The organism is Planomicrobium stackebrandtii (genome assembly GCF_030814955.1).
GTDB classification, from domain to species: Bacteria; Bacillota; Bacilli; order Bacillales_A; family Planococcaceae; genus Planococcus; species Planococcus stackebrandtii.
Map to the genome: position 1 here is coordinate 174,057 of NZ_JAUSWB010000001.1, position 17,402 is coordinate 191,458.

General features: G+C 43.9%; 17 protein-coding genes. 4 read left to right on the forward strand and 13 right to left on the reverse strand.

Annotation, left to right across the window (positions count from 1 at the left end):
* Nucleotides 1–457 precede the first annotated feature (457 nt).
* The 3 genes from QOZ98_RS00930 to QOZ98_RS00940 all read right to left on the reverse strand — a co-directional run bounded on the left by QOZ98_RS00930 (nucleotide 458) and on the right by QOZ98_RS00940 (nucleotide 3,205).
* Entirely contained in the window at nucleotides 458–1,819 is a 1,362-nt protein-coding gene (locus QOZ98_RS00930; protein WP_308785682.1) for a copper amine oxidase, read from the reverse strand.
* A 107-nt stretch (nucleotides 1,820–1,926) separates the two neighbouring features.
* The gene (locus QOZ98_RS00935) at nucleotides 1,927–2,646 is read right to left on the reverse strand and encodes an anti-sigma factor (protein ID WP_308785683.1); all 720 of its coding nucleotides are present in this window, start codon (nucleotides 2,644–2,646) and stop codon (nucleotides 1,927–1,929) included.
* Nucleotides 2,639–3,205: an RNA polymerase sigma factor gene (locus QOZ98_RS00940; protein WP_308785684.1), complete on the reverse strand. Its 567-nt coding sequence runs from the start codon at nucleotides 3,203–3,205 to the stop codon at nucleotides 2,639–2,641. The genes QOZ98_RS00935 and QOZ98_RS00940 overlap by 8 nt, the downstream gene beginning before the upstream one ends.
* Nucleotides 3,206–3,440: 235 nt before the next feature.
* Here QOZ98_RS00940 and QOZ98_RS00945 point away from each other — a divergent pair, with 235 nt between their 5' ends.
* Nucleotides 3,441–4,304, forward strand: coding sequence for an SDR family oxidoreductase (locus tag QOZ98_RS00945; RefSeq protein ID WP_308785685.1), 864 nt, complete (start codon nucleotides 3,441–3,443; stop codon nucleotides 4,302–4,304).
* Between the two features lie 59 nt (nucleotides 4,305–4,363).
* On the opposite strand, the gene QOZ98_RS00950 is transcribed toward QOZ98_RS00945, so the two are convergent.
* From QOZ98_RS00950 to QOZ98_RS00970, 5 genes are all read right to left on the reverse strand, one after another.
* Nucleotides 4,364–4,795, reverse strand: coding sequence for an Hsp20/alpha crystallin family protein (locus QOZ98_RS00950; protein WP_308785686.1), 432 nt, complete (start codon nucleotides 4,793–4,795; stop codon nucleotides 4,364–4,366).
* 267 nt (nucleotides 4,796–5,062) lie between these two features.
* Entirely contained in the window at nucleotides 5,063–7,510 is a 2,448-nt protein-coding gene (gene uvrA / locus QOZ98_RS00955; RefSeq protein WP_308785687.1) for an excinuclease ABC subunit UvrA, read from the reverse strand.
* Nucleotides 7,511–7,560: 50 nt separating this feature from the next.
* Nucleotides 7,561–8,154, reverse strand: a complete 594-nt coding sequence (locus tag QOZ98_RS00960; protein ID WP_308785688.1) for a class I SAM-dependent methyltransferase — start codon at nucleotides 8,152–8,154, stop codon at nucleotides 7,561–7,563.
* A 134-nt stretch (nucleotides 8,155–8,288) separates the two neighbouring features.
* Nucleotides 8,289–9,761, reverse strand: coding sequence for an aldehyde dehydrogenase family protein (locus tag QOZ98_RS00965; protein WP_308785689.1), 1,473 nt, complete (start codon nucleotides 9,759–9,761; stop codon nucleotides 8,289–8,291).
* 27 nt (nucleotides 9,762–9,788) lie between these two features.
* Nucleotides 9,789–10,526: an SDR family oxidoreductase gene (locus QOZ98_RS00970; RefSeq protein ID WP_308785690.1), complete on the reverse strand. Its 738-nt coding sequence runs from the start codon at nucleotides 10,524–10,526 to the stop codon at nucleotides 9,789–9,791.
* Nucleotides 10,527–10,699: 173 nt separating this feature from the next.
* Between QOZ98_RS00970 and QOZ98_RS00975 the strand changes: the two genes are divergently transcribed.
* Together QOZ98_RS00975 and QOZ98_RS00980 are read left to right on the forward strand one after the other, a co-directional pair.
* Complete coding sequence (locus QOZ98_RS00975) at nucleotides 10,700–11,365, forward strand: TetR/AcrR family transcriptional regulator (RefSeq protein WP_308785691.1); 666 nt, start codon at nucleotides 10,700–10,702, stop codon at nucleotides 11,363–11,365.
* A gap of 247 nt (nucleotides 11,366–11,612) precedes the next feature.
* A complete protein-coding gene (locus tag QOZ98_RS00980; protein ID WP_308785692.1) occupies nucleotides 11,613–11,810 on the forward strand; it encodes a hypothetical protein in 198 nt (65 codons plus the stop codon).
* 374 nt (nucleotides 11,811–12,184) lie between these two features.
* On the opposite strand, the gene QOZ98_RS00985 is transcribed toward QOZ98_RS00980, so the two are convergent.
* From QOZ98_RS00985 to QOZ98_RS01005, 5 genes are all read right to left on the reverse strand, one after another.
* The gene (locus tag QOZ98_RS00985; RefSeq protein ID WP_308785693.1) at nucleotides 12,185–12,622 is read right to left on the reverse strand and encodes a PTS sugar transporter subunit IIA; all 438 of its coding nucleotides are present in this window, start codon (nucleotides 12,620–12,622) and stop codon (nucleotides 12,185–12,187) included.
* 36 nt (nucleotides 12,623–12,658) lie between these two features.
* The gene (locus tag QOZ98_RS00990) at nucleotides 12,659–14,137 is read right to left on the reverse strand and encodes a PTS mannitol transporter subunit IICB (RefSeq protein ID WP_308785694.1); all 1,479 of its coding nucleotides are present in this window, start codon (nucleotides 14,135–14,137) and stop codon (nucleotides 12,659–12,661) included.
* Nucleotides 14,138–14,603: 466 nt separating this feature from the next.
* Entirely contained in the window at nucleotides 14,604–15,203 is a 600-nt protein-coding gene (locus QOZ98_RS00995) for a TetR/AcrR family transcriptional regulator (protein WP_308785695.1), read from the reverse strand.
* 184 nt (nucleotides 15,204–15,387) lie between these two features.
* The gene (locus QOZ98_RS01000; RefSeq protein WP_308785696.1) at nucleotides 15,388–15,879 is read right to left on the reverse strand and encodes an SdpI family protein; all 492 of its coding nucleotides are present in this window, start codon (nucleotides 15,877–15,879) and stop codon (nucleotides 15,388–15,390) included.
* A 195-nt stretch (nucleotides 15,880–16,074) separates the two neighbouring features.
* A complete protein-coding gene (locus QOZ98_RS01005) occupies nucleotides 16,075–16,251 on the reverse strand; it encodes a hypothetical protein (protein WP_308785697.1) in 177 nt (58 codons plus the stop codon).
* 421 nt (nucleotides 16,252–16,672) lie between these two features.
* Here QOZ98_RS01005 and QOZ98_RS01010 point away from each other — a divergent pair, with 421 nt between their 5' ends.
* A complete protein-coding gene (locus tag QOZ98_RS01010; RefSeq protein ID WP_308785698.1) occupies nucleotides 16,673–17,359 on the forward strand; it encodes a GIY-YIG nuclease family protein in 687 nt (228 codons plus the stop codon).
* Nucleotides 17,360–17,402 lie beyond the last annotated feature (43 nt).

A 17,402-nucleotide genomic window follows, 5' to 3' on the forward strand; every position in this document is an offset into this window, starting at 1 on the left:
AACACTCTCCCTGTCTTTAAAATGTAATTATTACGATTTATAATACTGAAAATAATTCCCTCCTTTCTCCTCTACTGCACACAGAGAATGGAGGGAACTTTTCTTGTGTTAGCTGTATCTTATGTAACCCATTCCACAAAACGTAACTATTACGCTTTACATCATATCCTTATATAATATGTAATGCAATGCCTTTTTCAAAAAACCACAAAGTTTACTCCAATAAAATAAATTGAATTGCCAATATTACAAAGCAGATATGCCGCTAAACAACTGCGAAGAAGTTTGCCGGTCTTTGGTGTGGCCTTCTGGGCGAAGCGGAGGATGTACCGGTATTTAAATTAACCTATACGGAATTTTGTAAACACACAAAGACGGCCCCAAATCCATGTTTTATGGATTTGGGGCCGTCTCTTTACTTCACTTCTATCTTTACTTTTTACAAATTCACTTTAGATTACTGCTTACGCGTGCGAACAGCTACTGCCGTCGTCAGAGCCGCAAGCATTAAGCCAGCCAATACCCATAGGAATGGGAATGATCCGGTATCCGCTGTGCCGCCCATGCCTGTCGCAGGCATTTCAGATGGCATTTCCGTTGCCCCGAATTCTTCCGGGAACTGGTCCACAATCGCTGCAGACAAGCCAGCTGCCGGCATCGTCATGTGTGCATACGCTTCACGAATCGAGCTGTACGCCGTTTCGTAATCGCCTGCTACGTATGAATCAAATGCGGTCAATAACTGTTCTACGTGTGCCGTCAACCCTTCTTCCAGTGCATCCGCCGGAACGCGTCCTTCTGTTGCCGAATCCAGCAAGGCTGCCTGTTCCACGATGTATTCATCCAGTTCCGCACGTGCCTGTTCCTGGCCTTCTGTGTTCTCTTCACCTGTCGCAACTACATAGTCGACAAAATAGCCGATGTGCGATTTCCACGTTTCATCAAACTGTGCGCCGGCTTCTTCGCCGTAGACAGACGTGACGGCAGCCGTCAGGTCATCCGCATTGGCTAAAAGTGCAGCTGATGCCTGGTCAAAGCTTTCCGCGCCGTCCGCTCCGTCTTGCATCGCCATGGCCGCAAGTCCCGCGTGTTCCGTGAACGTCGCGTTCAACGTAGCGCGCAAGTCCACTGCCGGGGTATCGGGGTTGGTGTTGTCAAATTTCTCTGGGAATTGCGTCGTGATGGCAATCGACAAGCTTTCCGCGAACATGCTCATGTGGTGGATCGATTCGCGTTCGCCGGCATAAGCCGCTTCGAAGTCGCCCGCTACATACGCATCAAACGCCGTGATCAGCTGATCCACGTGCACGTCCAGTCCTTCTTGAACCGCTGCGGCTGGCAAGAGTCCTTCTGTTGCCGTATCAAAGAAGGCCGATTGTTCCACTTTGTATTCTTCCAAAGCAGCTAACGCCTGATCTTTCGCTTCCTGGTTGTCTTCACCAGTTGCAACTACATAATCAACGAAATAGCCAATATGGGAATTCCAGACTTCAAGGAACGCTGCTCCGCCTTCTTCGCCATAGACCGAAGTCACAGCTGCGGCCAGGTCATCCGAGTTCGCCAGCAGCGCGGCCGAAGCTTGATCAAAATCTTCCGCGCCATCTGCGCCTTTGCGCATCGTTTCAACCGCTAAAAAGGCATGTTCCGTTAAGACGGTATCCAAGGCAATGCGCAATTCTGCAGCCGGTGTCGCCGTGCTTGACTCCATCGCGGTTTCGCTTGCCGGAGTGGAATGGCCGTGGCTGTCTGCCAATGCCGCCGTTGGTACCAATAAGGCTAATGATAGTGGAAGTGCTAAAAGACATTTGTTTAATTTCATAAGTAATCGCTCCCTTTTTCTTTTTATGGTTTCAAAGACATAACGGAGAGCGCTTTCATTTAGATCACATTTTTTAAAAATAAAAAAACTGACCGCAAAGCGGCCAGCTAAATTCCTGCACTTAAAACAATTTCACCTTCCGGCAATTCGTTCCCTGCCTGCGGTTCGAGCGTAATAGCAATCGTATCCCATTCAGTCGAATCTGCATCCAGTTGGTAGTAACTTGCCCCTTCTCCGTTCGGATTAGGTGAAAATGCACCCGCTGGTATCGGCTGGTCATCCTTGATTAACCATACTTGATACACTTGGCTGGCATCCAGTTCTGCCAATTGATCGGCTTGAACAACCAAATTCAGCGATCCTTCTTCTTCAATCATAGCTGCGGTTGCCGTTCCTGCAAATGCTTCATTTGGCTGGAGTTCAATGGATTCAATCGCCGTTTCCGGTGCATCGTCCTGATCTGACAGCTGCAGGAATGCATAGGCATTGCCCAAAAGCGATGCCAGGAATACAGCCGCTATAAGCGGTTTCCATATATTCGGCTTACTTTTCTTCCGGTGCAGCGGTATGGGAGACATTGCCGGATCTAATGCTGCTGGCGGATTGTCCTGTTCCGGTTTTTCTTCAAATACATTGGACAGAATTCGCGCTTTCATATCAGCCGGCGGTTCTATAGGATCCGCAAGATAAGGGAGCTCGCCAGTTGCTTCTATTATTTCCTGGCATTCCGTGCATGTTTTCAAATGTTGTTCAAATAGCTGGATTTCATCTGCCGACAGCGTGCCGTTCAGATAATCCACTAAATGGTCACAATCCATGTTAGTCATCATAAGCCCCCCTTTCCTGCATCCCGTGCAGTGATGTTTTTAATTTCTTTAAAGCCAGACGTATTCGGCTCTTTACAGTCCCCAGCGGAATATCGCACATATCCGCAATTGTTTCATGAGTATGTCCCTTAAAGTAGAACAAATCAATCATTTTTTGCTGTTCGGCTGACAAGTGCTGAACAGCCGTTTGAATCTGATCCTGCTTTTCCTGCCATTCTACCTGCACGTCTACAGGCGCGTCATTGCTGGCCGTTTGTGCGGCTTCTTCAATCGGCACCGTCGGTTTTTTGCGTTTTCGTATCAAATCGATCGCCGTGTTTTGTGCCATTCTGAACAGCCAGGAAGTAAATTTCCCTTTGCTTTCATCGTATACCCCTTTGCCGCGCCAGATTTTAATGAAAACCTCCTGCAGCGCTTCCTCAGCCAGATCGCGATCTTCCAGCATCTTATATAGAAATGAAAAAAGGATTTTTTCGTAGCGGTCGTATAATTGTTCCAGTGCTTCTTTGTCCTGGTCACTGATCCGCAAATATAAGCTGGTATCGGTACTTTTCTCCATCCCCTGTCTCCTTTATTACATATTTCGTCTTTCTACCTTACTATACTTCCCGCTACAGGAAAATCTTTTCTTTTTTATGGACGTCATGATACAAAATCTTGTTCGAGAAATGCCGTACAGTTTGCCTCTTTATTCCTCTTACCTATACTACGTAAAAACCAGGCAGTTAGTTCACTTTTTCGGTAAAAACGGATTATAATTGGAGAAAGGTAACTGTGGATGGGAGGAATTCAAAATGAATTACAACATCACCGCTGCTACTGGAAATCTTGGAGTGAAAATCGTCGAAGAAGCTTTAAAGCACCTCGCTCCCGAAAACCTTTTGCTGACTGTCCGCAATCCCGATAAAGCCGTTCGTTTTAAAAAACTGGGAATTGGGATTAAACAAGCAAATTACCGGTCTGAACAGGCACTCGCTGCTGCTTTTCGCGGGACTGATGTCCTCATTTACATCCCCAGCCTGACTTTTCCAAGCGTCGCACGAATTATGGAATTTGAAAATGCTATCGTCGCGGCAGAAAAAACCGGGGTTAAACAGTTTATCTTTATTGGTTTTATGGCTGATCACGGCAATAACCCTTTTAAGATGAGCCCTTTTTTCGGCTATGTCCAGCGCCGGTTGGCATCAGGAAGTGTTCCATACACCTATATCCGGAATGGCATGTACTCTGATCCTTTGCCGCCCTATCTTCCGGAACTCGCCCGACGAGGGAAAATTCTTTATCCGGTAGCAGATCAAAAAATCTCTTTTATCTCCAGGGCAGATTTGGCAAAAGCCATTGTGAAAATTGCTGTGAATGAAGAATTGCACGGCAGAGAGCATACATTAACCGGACCAAAAGCCTGGTCAATGAATGAACTTGCTGAGCTAATGAGCCGAATCAGCGGTTCGCCTATTGTTTACGACCCGCTCACTAATGAACAGTTTGCAGAACTCTATGATGAACCAAAAGGCTTCGGGCCAGTTCTTGTTTCGTTATATGAAGCAGCGGCTAAAGGGTTAATGGGAGAAGTTACAGCGGATTTTGAGCGAATCACAGGAGAAAAAGCAGAAGATTTGTCCAGTTATATAGAACGGGAATACCAAAATTTATCCTAATGCCACTAAAAAACCGAAAAGCCAAAAGGCTTTTCGGTTTTTTTACTGCACCCGTGAAGCTATTCGATCTTGATCTGATGGCCTTCGTCTTTTTGCTTATCTTCTTTTGATTTGGGCACTTGCAGCATCAATACGCCATCTTTAAAAGACCCGGAGATATGATTTTCATCCACATCACCGATGTAGAAGCTGCGTTTGAATGAACCATAGGAACGTTCTTTCCGAATATAATGGCCATCATTTTCTGTTGTTTCTTTATTTTCTTCTTTCTTTCCTTGAAGTTGGAGATAGCCATCTTTGTACTCCACAGAAATGTTTTCCTTTGCGAAGCCTGGAATATCAACTTCCACTTCATAGTGATCTTCGGCATCTTTGATGTCTAATTGCGGATAATTGGCTTCTTTGAAAAAACGGTCAAACACATCCATTTCAAAGTTGCTGTTAAAAAGGCTTGGAAAAACATCTTCCCGTTTTCTTGGCAAAAGTCTCATTTTAAAACTCTCCTCTCAGATTACTGTTCAGTAGAATTCCTCAAAAACTTTATCTCAGAAAGTCGGCATACAATGACATTTTCCAAAAAACACCTCTTCATCACACCGCCTTTTCCTCCTTTAACTACTATTTTACGGGGGTTAAACAATACTCTTTCTACTAATTATTATAGAAAAAAATATTTTTTTGTCAATTCAGCACTATCGAAATTTACACCAAATTTAGAAATCAAATTTGCCAGCAATTGCCACCATCTGACCACTTGCCTACAAGTATCTGCCCGTATAGGAAGCCTCGTTGGCCGCAATCTTTTCCGGAGTTCCTTCAGCAATGACTCGTCCCCCTTCATTCCCCCCATCAGGTCCCAAATCGATGACCCAGTCAGCTTCTCGGATGATTTGCGTATTATGCTCCACAATAATGACGGTATGTCCTTCATCCACCAGTTTATTGAGCAGCAGCAGCAGTTTTTTAACGTCGTTCGGGTGGAGGCCGGTGGAAGGTTCGTCCAAAATATACAGCGTTTCCCCTTTGCTTTTCCGGTTCAGTTCTTTAGCCAGTTTCAAGCGCTGTCCTTCGCCTCCTGACAAAGTAGTTAAAGTTTGTCCCCATTTCAGATAACCAAGCCCAACTTCACAGAGCAGCTCGATGGTAGAAAGAATCTTGTCCTGTCCACCAAAGAAACTGGTGCTTTCCTCGATGCTGACATTCAGGATGTCCGAAATGGACCGGCCATGGTACGTTACAGCCAATACCTCTTGCTTAAAGCATTTTCCTGAACAAACCGGACAAACCACCTCAATGTCCGGCAAAAAATACATGGGTGTAAAAACATAGCCCATTCCAAGACAGTGTTCGCAGCGTCCGCCTTCCGTGTTAAACGAAAAATGCTTTGCGGTCAATCCAGCTTTTTTTGACTGGGGCAATTTGGCAAACAAATTTCTGAGCAGTGTGTAGATTTCCGTGTATGTCGCCACATTCGACCGCTGCATCCGAGTCAAACCAGATTGGTCCACCGTGACCATCCTGTCGAGTTCTTGTGTGCCAGTAATTTGGTCGTAGCCATCTTTGATGTGATCTGTTTCTCCGCTGGCTGCCAGTATTTCAAATACTAACGAAGATTTACCGGAACCAGACACGCCAGTAACCGCGGTAAACGTACCCAACGGAAATTCCACTGTAATGTTTTTCAAATTATTTTTAAAGGCATTTTGTATAGCTATATAACGCCCATTGCCTGTTCGGCGGGTCTTTGCAGGCAATTCCGGTTCCTTCAGGTAAGCACCCGTCACTGAATCCTCCTGGCTGATCAGTTGAGGCAGCGTGCCTTCCCCACCAATTTCTCCGCCGTTTATACCGGCGCCAGGACCAAGATCGATGATCCAGTCAGCCTGCTTCATGACATCCACGTCATGTTCAATGACCAGAACGGAGTTGCCAAGGTCGCGCAACTCTTTCAACACATCAATCAAACCTTGCGTGTCTTTCGGATGCAGTCCGGCAGTGGGTTCATCTAATATATATAAAACGCCCGTCAAACTGGAGCCCAAAATGGTTGCCAGCCTAAGACGTTGAGCTTCACCGCCTGACAAAGTGGCTGATTGTCTTTCCATGGACAAGTAGCCGATGCCGACATGGACGATTCGCTTGATTTTTTCACGCAGTTCGAAAACGAGTGATGACGATACCGACTCATCGTCCGCCCTAAAATTCTGTGAGATTTCCTCTACCCATGAAAGGATTGCATCCAATGGAATCTGGGAAACCTCAGAAATCGATTTCCCCCCCACTTTGACTTCCCGGCTTTCTTTTTTCAGCTTGGTGCCCTGGCATTCAGGACAGGTTTCCTGGAAGAAAAAATCCGCTTCTCCTGAGTTTCCCCCTTTTTCTTGATAACGTCTCCACATCCCAGTTAAAACACCTTCAAACTTTCCTTTGGCTACCGTTTTCGGAAGTGGTACTGCGGGGTAATGCTTTTTGAATTCTTCACTTTCCACTCCGTAAAAAAGCAAAGCTTTTTGGTTTGCCTTCCAGTCTTTTACCGGCAGAGTTTTATCTAGTGTAAAGCCGTAATGTTCGGCCGCTGCAACAGCGGAATTGCTGTAGTAATCGGCTATTGCCGCATTCCAAATCGTCACTGCGCTGTCATTTAAACTTTTTTCGAGATCCACTACAAGCTCTGTCCGGATCCCAAGCTTTTTTCCTAGTCCCGAACAGGCCTCGCAAGCACCTTCAATTGTATTAAACGAGAAATGCGCTTTTTTTAAGTTTTTCATTTGATAACCACAAGCTGAACACGGCATCGTTTCGCTTTCCTCGTCCAGCTCCCTCGGCTTTCGGACCATCTCGCGGCAATTCGGACATTCTCGTATGCCCAGCTTTTCGTAAATGACACGCAAATACGTATACATATCCGTCACCGTCCCGACAGTCGACCTTGGATTGCGATTGCTCGCTTGCTGCTGGCCGATGCCAATGGAAGGCGACAGTCCAGTGATGGACTCTACTTTGGGTTTATTGATGAAATTGGTAGTTAAACCGTTCAATTCCATATATTGGCGCTGGCTTTCCCGTTGGATGATGTCCAATGCCAATGTAGATTTCCCAGAACCGGATGGACCGGTAATTACAACAAATTGCTGTTTTGGAATCGCGACAGAGACGTTTTTCAAGTTGTTTTCAAAAGCCTTTTCAATGCGAATAAATTCAGTCATTTGCAGCGCCTTCTTTCTTCATAAGCTGTCTATTGTTGTATATTTAGCCGTCATTGAGGGTTGCGGCATTCAATTGTCAAAAATAGCCCGCCGTAGTAGGAAGTCACCTTTTGTACTTCCCACCCTGAAGCCTTTACCAGCTCCAGTGTGTCCCGGTCCAAATGGCAGCCGTCGCATAGTTTTTTCCAGATTGGTGTCAAAGCCTTTTGTGTTTTCCCCATTATTTTTTGATCCATTTTGACATGTTCGAATAGAAGAAGCTTGGCTCCCGGCTTGCTGACTCTTTGGATTTCCTGAAGAGCGCGAATGGGTTCCGGGATAGTGCAAAAAACCAAGGTCGCAACCACGCTGTCAAAGCTGTTGTCGGCAAACGGCAGCTGTTCTGCTTTTGCCTGGTACAGACGAATCGGAATTCGGGATTTCCTGATGCGTTTGACTGCCTGCTTTGCCATGGCCGGGTTTGGCTCAATGGCATCAACCTGCTCGACATTGCGGTAATAGCGAAAGTTGGCGCCTGTACCAAAACCAATTTCCAACGCCCTTCCCTGTGCTTTATGGACAAGGCCGGCACGAATTTTTTCAAAACGCGTTTTTTCCAGCGGCTTCATTGCTGCGTCGTATACATGGGGCAACCATCCAGCCATTGATCTTCAGCTCCTTTTCTACTCGTTGTATTGGTGTAGAATTCGACTCTTCTTTGCCATTATCCTTTCTATAAATATATAGCTGGCACCACAAAAAAACGGCAGCCCCGTTACTGAGGCTGCCGTTGGTTCATTTATTTTCTTGTATTGTTGACAAATGGTCCGTATTCACGGCGCTGATGCTGAACCGATAACCATTTTAAGGTAGTAAACTCTTCCAGCACCCATTCACCGTTAAAGCGGCCAAGGCCGGAGTCTTTTTCTCCTCCAAACGGCATATGAGCTTCGTCATTGACCGGCTGGTCGTTGACATGGATCATGCCCGTCTGGATTTGGTGTGCAATATTTGTGCCGTGCTCGATATTTGCCGAATGGACCGCTCCACTCAATCCGAATGGATATGCATTTGCCTGTTCAACCACTTCTTCATCACTGCTGAACGGAATCAAGATTGCAACTGGACCAAAGATTTCATTTTCCGCAAGCGGCATGCTATTGGTCACGCCTGTTAATACAGTCGGCTCCAATACATTGCCATCTGCTTTTCCGCCAAGGCGCACTTTTGCACCTTGTTCGACAGTGGCATCTATCTCTTTCAGGATACGGTCTACTTGATCACGGTTGATCAGTGGCCCAACCTGCGTATCCTGCTCTGCCGGGTTGCCAAACTTCAGTTTGCCGGCGCGGGCGATAAACTGCTCGGCAAATTCGTCATAAATGTCTTCATGAACAAAAATACGATTGATTGCCATGCAGATCTGTCCCTGGTGATAAAACTTGCCGAACAATGCAGAATCCACAGCCTGGTCGACATCGGCATCATTCAACACGATAAAGTTATTGTTGCCGCCAAGCTCGAGTGCTGTTTTCTTCAATGCGCCCCCGGCAAGTTCACCGATGCGTTTTCCGACTGGCGTCGATCCGGTAAATGAAATAAGGCGCGGTGTTGGATGCGTCACGATGTCGTCGCCAATTTCAGAGCCGCGACCAACTACTACGTTCAACAGCCCTTTTGGCAATCCGGCTGCTTCAAAAATGCTGGCAAACAGCAATCCGCCCGTTACTGGCGTATCGGTAGCCGGCTTAATGACAACTGCATTGCCTGTAGCGAGTGCTGGTGCAATCGAACGAATTGCCAAGTGCAAGGGAAAATTCCACGGGCTGATGATCCCAATCACTCCCAGCGCATTGCGGTATACGCGGTTTTCCTTGCCCGCTTGCTGTGAAGGAAGAATTTTGCCTTCCATACGGTAAGGGAATGTTGCAGCCTCTTTCAGGATGTTGATGGAAGCTCCAAACTCGACCGTCGCTTTAATGACGGTACTGCCCGCTTCTTTGACAAGCCAATCAATAATCAGTTCCTTATTTTCCTGCATAACTTCCAGCGCTTTTTCAATGACTGCCCGTTTATTCTGCGGCAATTCTTTTGCCCACTCCACTTGTGCTTCAGCGGCTGCTTTGTAAGCGGTGTCCAAATCACTTTTGTCTGCTGCCTGCGTCGTTACCAGTTCTTCGCCTGTAAAGGGATTGGTATTTTTCATCTGGCTGTCGCTTGACCCTTGAATCCATTCACCGTTTATATATATTTTCGAAAAATCGGTTTTCACTTTTATCGTCTCCATTCTTCATTTGGTTTACGCTTGTTGTCTAGGACGGATTAGGATTTCATTAACGTCCACATGTGCCGGCTGTTCAACAGCATAAGCGATCGCATTGGCAATGTCCTGCGCTTCGAGTGGCTTCATCGAACCGCGGTCTTTCATGGAAGCCAGTACATCTTCGTCCGTAATCGTGCTTGTTAGTTCTGTTTGAACCGCACCAGGTGAAACAATGGTTACACGAATTTCATGCGAAGGATCGATTTCCTGCCGCAAGCCGTCAGAAATGGCACGAACAGCGTATTTCGTACCGCTGTAAACCGCACTGCCTTTGAATACCATGTGTCCAGCTACAGAAGATACATTTAGAACATGGCCGAATTTCTGTTTTTCCATAATCGGCAAAACTGCTGCGATTCCATAAAGAACGCCTTTAATATTAACGTCGACCATTTTATCCCATTCATCGATTTTCAATTTATTCATAAAGGACAAAGGCATCAACCCGGCGTTATTTACTAATACGTCGATTTGCCCAAACTTATTGAGTGCTTCTTCTGCCAATGCCTTCATTTCCTCTGCCGATGTTACATCTGTCACTTTATACTCTGCCGTACCTCCAGCAGCTTCTATTTCTTTTTTCAACTCAATCAATCTGTCTTCGCGTCTCGCAGCAAGAAGGACTTGATACCCTTTAGAAGCCAATTCTTTTGCAGTTGCCTGGCCAATCCCGCTGCTGGCACCTGTTATAATTGCCGTTTTGCCTTGTGTCATATCAATTCATCTCCATTTCTACATTTTAGACATTTTTACGAAAAACAGTCTATTATTATATTCATCTTATCTCTTTACCCCCCTTGCCTGTCTACTCAAACAAATTGGCTTAAAAATGGTAATCTGTTTCCACCTTTCTTGTGTTATAATTTTCACAAGATGGGGGTGTTTATATGCGGAAAATTTCACCTGAGGAACGGCAGATTATGCGCCGCTCCTATGCCGAAAAAATTATGGAGACAGTTCGAACAGAAGGATTTATTTCTTTAACAATTCTTGATTTAGCTCATTTGATGGGAATCAGCAGAGCGTCACTGTATAACTTTTTCGCATCAAAAGAAGACATCATCCTGGAAGTTACAGAAATCTATATTGACTATTTGAAAAAAACCAATCATTTCATTAACAATTCCCGCTTTTCTTATGTTCAACGATTGCCTACCGTTTTCGAACAATCTGCGTTTTCAGCAGTTTATGCGTCAGAGATTTATTTGGACGAGTTAAAATCCACGTGTCCTGACCTTTATAAACGGAAGTTGGAAATAGCAGCTGCACGAATCGAAACGCTTCACACATTTTATACAAACGGCATCAGCGATGAAGATTTCAATCCGCTTAATCCTTCCCTTGTCGTTGCACAGGACGAAGCCGCTTTGCGAAAAATACTGAATTCCTCATTTATGAGCGATGAAGGTCTGTCTTTGGAAGAAAGCATGTACGGTTATTATGAAATTATGAAACATCGCACTTTTTCCCCTAGTTCATTAAAAAAAGAACAAGATCCTTATATTAAAAATGTGGTAGAAGTCATAGTCCGCCAGCTGACTAAAATTCAGTAAGCTTGCTTGATAGTGTACTTAAGTGAATTTTAATGGCATATGCATATATAAAAAGCGTTGCTACGATTTTGTAGCAACGCTTTTTATATGTGTGGGAAACCGAGATGGTTTGTTTGGATTTTAAATGGCTTGGGAATAGGATGGAACAAGATAAAATAGAATTTTAAACATTCAAAAATAATAGTTTAAAAATTCTGATAAATAGAATATAATAAAATTCAACTACCGAAAAAAGGAGATGGTTGAAATGAACTTGGACTCTATTAAAGGCTCAAGTATGATCGTGAAGATGGCGCGTGCATTGGTGGAAGATGGTTGGTTGTTTACTCCCAATGAATTCGACGTCATCATCAAAGCAGAGCATAAAGACACAGGAGAAGCCATCTCTTTTAACTCGATTGGCAACTTGAAGAGATGGATGTACGAAAAAGCGCTAAGCTATTAAACTGCATCGATTTTAAACCAAACAAACCTCGCTTGCTAATTTAGCAAGTGGGGTTTTTAAATTTCCATTTACAGAGTTGATGCTTTTTTGCATAACTCCGCATTGATCCCCTGCATTTTAAGTTTTTCTACGATTTCACTGGCTTTTTTCTTTCTTGGGTTTGCACAAAATAAGATTCCACTCATTCTCTTCAACCTCCAAAGACTTTTAGATAACTTCAGTATACAGAGCAAATATGAACAAACTATTACCAAAATGAAAATTTTATTTATTCCGCATCAAACACCATATAAAAAGCAGGCACCAAAAACCTGGCCCTGCTTTTCTCTGGTTCGGCAATTCTATTTGTTCCAATTAAAGTGATATCCACTGGTTCAACTAACATCGCTAAACAAGTCCAGAATCTCATCTTCTGTAGTGGCATTCAATATTTTTTCGATATTTTCTTCTTCAGAGCAAACAATCGCGATATTAGAAAGTATCTCCAGGTGTTCATTATTTTTTCCGGCAATGCCAATCAGGATCTTGGCGATATTGCCGCTGCCAAAATCGACCCCTCCAGGAACCGTGACCACCGAAATTCCAGTTTCCAATACATTTGCTTTAGCATCTTCGGTGCCATGGGGGATGGCCAGGCTATTGCCCATAAACGTTGAAGCCATCCCTTCCCGCTCGAGCATTTTATCAATATATCCGGCATCCACATAACCATTGTCCACCAGGATTCCACCTGTGTAGCGAATGCCTTCTTCCATTGTAGTCAGCGGCACATTCAATTTGATGTTATCTCTTTTCAACACTGCTTTTGCCATACCCCACACTCCCATTCAAATTTTCAGGATTTTATTTTACTGATCTTTTTTCAAGCGCTGTGCCAGCTTGTCATATTCCGGACTGTTCATGAAGTTCTCTACTGAAATGTGTTCAGCCTGCGGCAATTTTTCTTTGGCACGCGGCGTCAAGTCTTTGTGGGTGACGACAATATCTGCATCCTCCGGCAATTGGCTGATGGCGGTATTTGTGACCGGAATATCGATGTTTTCTTTTTTGAATTTGTTTTTCAACAAGGAAGCTCCCATCGCACTGGAACCCATTCCTGCGTCACAGGCAAAAACAACTCGCCGTATTTGGTCCGCTGTTTTCATTCCCGGATCGGAAGTCACCACTGCACCTTCCTGCAATACCTCGTCATCAGAAGTATCTGTAGGACCTTGCACTGCCTGAGGAGCCAAATAACCGGCCGCCGTACTTTTCTTGCCTTTCATTTCTTCCATTTTACCTGTAGCGGCGGTCAAATCTTCCTCTACATCTTTAGTCGTTTTCAAAATGATTGAAGCAATGGTAAAAGAAACTGCCGCTGCAACAACAACGCCCATTACCACGCCAAGATAATTGCCCTGCGGCGTCAAGGCGAGCAACGCAAAGATGCTGCCCGGGGATGGTGTGGCAACCAATCCTGCATCGAGCAAAACAAAAGTGAAAACACCGCTCATACCGCCTCCAATCACTGCCAATACCAATAGCGGCTTCATCAGTACATACGGAAAGTAGATTTCATGGATACCACCGAGAAACTGGATGATGGCTGCTCCCGGTGCTGAGCTCTTGGAAATGCCTTTCCCGAAAATGCTGAAGGCGAGCAGGATGCCAAGGCCCGGCCCTGGATTTGTTTCCAAAAGGAACAAAATGGACTTGCCATTGGCTGCAGCCTGTTCAACACCCAGCGGACTCAAAAGCCCATGATTGATGGCATTGTTCAGGAACAGGATTTTCGCCGGCTCGATGATGATGCTGGCCAAAGGCAATAGTCCTGCGTTAACAATCACTTCAACACCGGCGGCTAAACTGTCGGTCAATGAATTGACAATGGGGCCGACTCCTACTAAAGAAATTATCGCAAGAATAGCGCCTAGAATACCAGCCGAGAAATTGTTGTAAAGCATTTCAAATCCAGCACGAATTTTATCCAGAAATAACCGATCGACCAGTTTCATTAAATACGCTGCCAATGGTCCCATGATCATTGCACCTAAAAACATAGGAATGTCAGCGCCAACGATAACTCCCATTGTTGCTGTAGCTCCGATAACTCCGCCTCGGAAGTCATAAACCAAACGCCCGCCTGTAAACCCAATCAGCAAAGGCAGCAAGTATTTGATCATTGGATCAACCAAAGCCGCAAAACTTTCGTTCGGCAACCAGCCCGCTGGAATAAATAATGCCGTAATAAGACCCCAAGCAATAAACGCACCGATATTCGGCATAATCATTCCACTTAAATGACTTCCGAAACGCTGAATCCTTGCACGGTTTTTACCTTCAGCCATTTGAATCCCTCTCTTCTGTATTAGTTATGCCAAAAATGACAAGAAAAATGCAGAAATGACCATTTTAATTCAACCAAGATCTCAGAAACTTATTTGAAAAACGCTATTACATAGGTGCTCACCTCTTCCTTTATCAGTTGAGCTAATAATTTTCGTCCGTTGATATGCCGCAAATCCGCATCGCTTTCGCACCTACAAAATGCTGGTTGTGCAGCTGGCGCTTAACGGACTCGGGTCTTAGCACCTGAACGAACTTTTCACGGTAGCCGGTTGTTTTGTTTAATTTATATAGATGAAAACAAAGTAAGCAATTAGCAGTTGACTTTACTTTGATGGTAGCATATTCCCAGCATAAGATGTTAGTTTTTTCTGAATAATCAATTAAATTAAAAGTATGAAGATTTCTCTCATTCACACCAATAAATAACGGCAGCGAAGACAATGGATTGTCTTCGCTGCCGTTATTTCATCTACCAACATCTTCTTTGCAAATAGTATTTAAATGATGAACGATTGTTTTTCGCTGCTGTCCTTTGGTTATCCGTTCCGCCCTGACCATCGCATCCAGCACCATACCGTCCAGCAAATGGATCAGCCTGTCTGTTTCCAACGAAACGTCCAGTTCCTTTTTTAACAGATTCAATAAAATCAAATTTGACATTATATTTTTTACTGCCTGCAGTGCTGCGTCCTGCTCTTCCCGATAATTTTTTCTGCCGGTACTCCCATGCAGCTTGAAAATCAATCTTACTCTGGCTACCATGTCGGATTCATCTTTTGAGGGGAGGAAAGCCATCAGCACATCAATTATTTTTTCCAACGGCCTCTTTTCCTCTTGGAAAATTTCAATAGTCTTTTCTGTCAATTTTTCAAAAACAAGTGATTCAGCATAAAGCAACAGTTCTTCCTGGGTAGAAAAATAATACCGTAATGCACCTAACGACAAACCGGCCTCCTTAGCGATATTTCGTACAGATACGCCTTCCATTCCTTGTTCCAGCATAATTTTCCATGTGGCATGTGTAATAAACTGCTTTCGCTCAGTAAGATCAACTAGTTTTGGCATATCTCAATACTATCAGAATAATAATAATTTTCAATCTATTTAATACAATCGTACCAAATGATTTTTGAGCTTCTATTTGACAACAATACAGTCGTATTATCAAAAAGTTAACAACTTTCAGTCTTTGTGGATAACCTTCTTCAACTGTGAGCAACTATACACAAGTTTCTGTGGACGCTGACTTCTAATTCCGAAGCATTCGCACCATAAAGAACAACACGCTGCCAAACACAATCAACAGATAAATGGGCAGAAAAAAGACCCCCAGTCCTTCTGCAGTTCCGGAGGCCACTCGGATGTTCTGGATCGTGATAAAGCTGAACAAAATCAGAATTTCATTTTTGAGTACATTAATCATCCTTCTGCCATTCTTGTACTGAACTTCTGCGTTCTCTTCTGTTAGATTCAAGTAGTTATAAGTATGCGGATACTTTTCAAGCACTGTCATGCCAATCCACAAAACGATGCCGATTAATGGGAGAAGGAACAACTCCTCTTTCCCTCCCCATCGATCAACCTTGCCCGCTCCGTTATAATGGCCAGGCACTTGGTCTGGCAGCGCCCCATACTGGAAAAACAGAAACAGAAGCATTGCAAAAAAGCTCAGCATTGCGATGGCATTCAGGAACGCCTCTAATACTGAACCCGGTACTTCGATTCTTGGTTGCTTCTTCATAATAAGTCCCCTCCCCTGCCGCGTTAATTTTTTAAAAAAAACGATGGATCCAGTAATAGCATAGCTTTAAGCATCCATCGAATTTTTAAAAAGCAGATTCTTATCACCTGGTCATTTTAAAAAAACATTAAATATTATAGAATTTTGCACCCAGCAAGCTCAAAAACTCTTCTTATAAACAAGGGTTTCCCGACTCTAAACGTCAACTACTTTAAACTGTTTTTCGTGGACATCTACGATACCATTTACAAATAAACCATAAGTTCCACCACCTAAAAGGTGGTAATCACCGTACATTATTTGGATAATATCATCGTACATGTTTTCGTCGCCTTCGCCAAACTTGATAGTAATTGTGCTTAAGCACGACATGATCGTTTTCTAATACTGCGTATTTTTAGGAATATTTATTAAAACTTTTATCCTTCGCTTCGGCCGCTTTAGGAGATGGGTGCTCCTGCACAAGCTCGTCGCAAATGGGTCCCGGGTACGCCTGACCCCTCGATGGCTTCCGCTCCCCAATCCGGAGTAATACTGAAAATTAAATATACATGGGATGAGCTTTGATCGATGGCTGTATCTTCTGCTTGACCACCGCATTTCAAGCATCATCCCGACTCTGCAATTGGCTGCTCTTCTTCGTAACTGGCATATGATTTATTTTTAACCAAAAATATCCTTTTAATATATATTTTTTACATTTTTTGTACTTAAATCCTCAAATTCCCTCTTATTTATATTATACTAAAGGAGAAGCCATAGTTTATCAAACAGCTTAAAGGAGGCATCTGCTATGTTCAACAAGTTTTTTAACAAACTGTCTAAATCTCAAAATCCCTCTTCCGCAAAAGCCTCGTTTAAACAAATATATTCAGGTGAAATTTACCTTTTTGAATCCAACCAACAAGAACTCGACCGTATTATCCAGCTCCCTGCTTTAACCGGCACGGCTCCTGGCTATGTCTATTTTGTTCAAGAATACATGACCGGTTCATTTAAAATTGGCAAAACAAAGCACATCGATCGGCGGATGAATGTCTTTAATGTCAAGCTTCCTTTTGAAAACAAGCTTATTTTTCTTATCAAAACTGCAGATCACCATCAAACCGAAATTGCTTTTCACCAGCATTTTTCAGATAAGTGCCTTGAAGGCGAGTGGTTCAAGCTGACGAGGGAAGACTTGGCCTGGATAAAAGCAGGCTTTTATACGGATGACATCCACAGAACCATCAATTACCCGTCCCAAGTGACACAGCAGCTGATAGCCAATAATGCTAAAACTCAAGAAAAACCCCTGACAGAAAAACAGATCGAGTTTGCCAAAACTTTAATGCAGAAGTTAGAACAAGGCTACGAGCTCAATTCGGAATATATAAACTGGACACAAAAAGACTTGAATCGCTTAAGCGGCTATTTCCGATTTAAAAATATGGACGCGTTAACTAACTTAATTGAACGTGGTGTACTGAAAACAAAATAGTGCTTACATTTCCTGATTCATACAACTTTTACGCCTGCTTAAA

What these genes read in the sequence shown, in the direction of transcription:
- QOZ98_RS00930 (WP_308785682.1), bottom strand. Translation starts at nt 1,819, where the DNA reads ATGAAATTAAACAAATGTCTTTTAGCACTTCCACTATCATTAGCCTTA.
- QOZ98_RS00935 (WP_308785683.1), bottom strand. Translation starts at nt 2,646, where the DNA reads ATGACTAACATGGATTGTGACCATTTAGTGGATTATCTGAACGGCACG.
- QOZ98_RS00940 (WP_308785684.1), bottom strand. Translation starts at nt 3,205, where the DNA reads ATGGAGAAAAGTACCGATACCAGCTTATATTTGCGGATCAGTGACCAG.
- QOZ98_RS00945 (WP_308785685.1), top strand. Translation starts at nt 3,441, where the DNA reads ATGAATTACAACATCACCGCTGCTACTGGAAATCTTGGAGTGAAAATC.
- QOZ98_RS00950 (WP_308785686.1), bottom strand. Translation starts at nt 4,795, where the DNA reads ATGAGACTTTTGCCAAGAAAACGGGAAGATGTTTTTCCAAGCCTTTTT.
- uvrA (WP_308785687.1), bottom strand. Translation starts at nt 7,510, where the DNA reads ATGACTGAATTTATTCGCATTGAAAAGGCTTTTGAAAACAACTTGAAA.
- QOZ98_RS00960 (WP_308785688.1), bottom strand. Translation starts at nt 8,154, where the DNA reads ATGGCTGGATGGTTGCCCCATGTATACGACGCAGCAATGAAGCCGCTG.
- QOZ98_RS00970 (WP_308785690.1), bottom strand. Translation starts at nt 10,526, where the DNA reads ATGACACAAGGCAAAACGGCAATTATAACAGGTGCCAGCAGCGGGATT.
- QOZ98_RS00975 (WP_308785691.1), top strand. Translation starts at nt 10,700, where the DNA reads ATGCGGAAAATTTCACCTGAGGAACGGCAGATTATGCGCCGCTCCTAT.
- QOZ98_RS00980 (WP_308785692.1), top strand. Translation starts at nt 11,613, where the DNA reads ATGAACTTGGACTCTATTAAAGGCTCAAGTATGATCGTGAAGATGGCG.
- QOZ98_RS00985 (WP_308785693.1), bottom strand. Translation starts at nt 12,622, where the DNA reads ATGGCAAAAGCAGTGTTGAAAAGAGATAACATCAAATTGAATGTGCCG.
- QOZ98_RS00990 (WP_308785694.1), bottom strand. Translation starts at nt 14,137, where the DNA reads ATGGCTGAAGGTAAAAACCGTGCAAGGATTCAGCGTTTCGGAAGTCAT.
- QOZ98_RS00995 (WP_308785695.1), bottom strand. Translation starts at nt 15,203, where the DNA reads ATGCCAAAACTAGTTGATCTTACTGAGCGAAAGCAGTTTATTACACAT.
- QOZ98_RS01000 (WP_308785696.1), bottom strand. Translation starts at nt 15,879, where the DNA reads ATGAAGAAGCAACCAAGAATCGAAGTACCGGGTTCAGTATTAGAGGCG.
- QOZ98_RS01005 (WP_308785697.1), bottom strand. Translation starts at nt 16,251, where the DNA reads ATGTCGTGCTTAAGCACAATTACTATCAAGTTTGGCGAAGGCGACGAA.
- QOZ98_RS01010 (WP_308785698.1), top strand. Translation starts at nt 16,673, where the DNA reads ATGTTCAACAAGTTTTTTAACAAACTGTCTAAATCTCAAAATCCCTCT.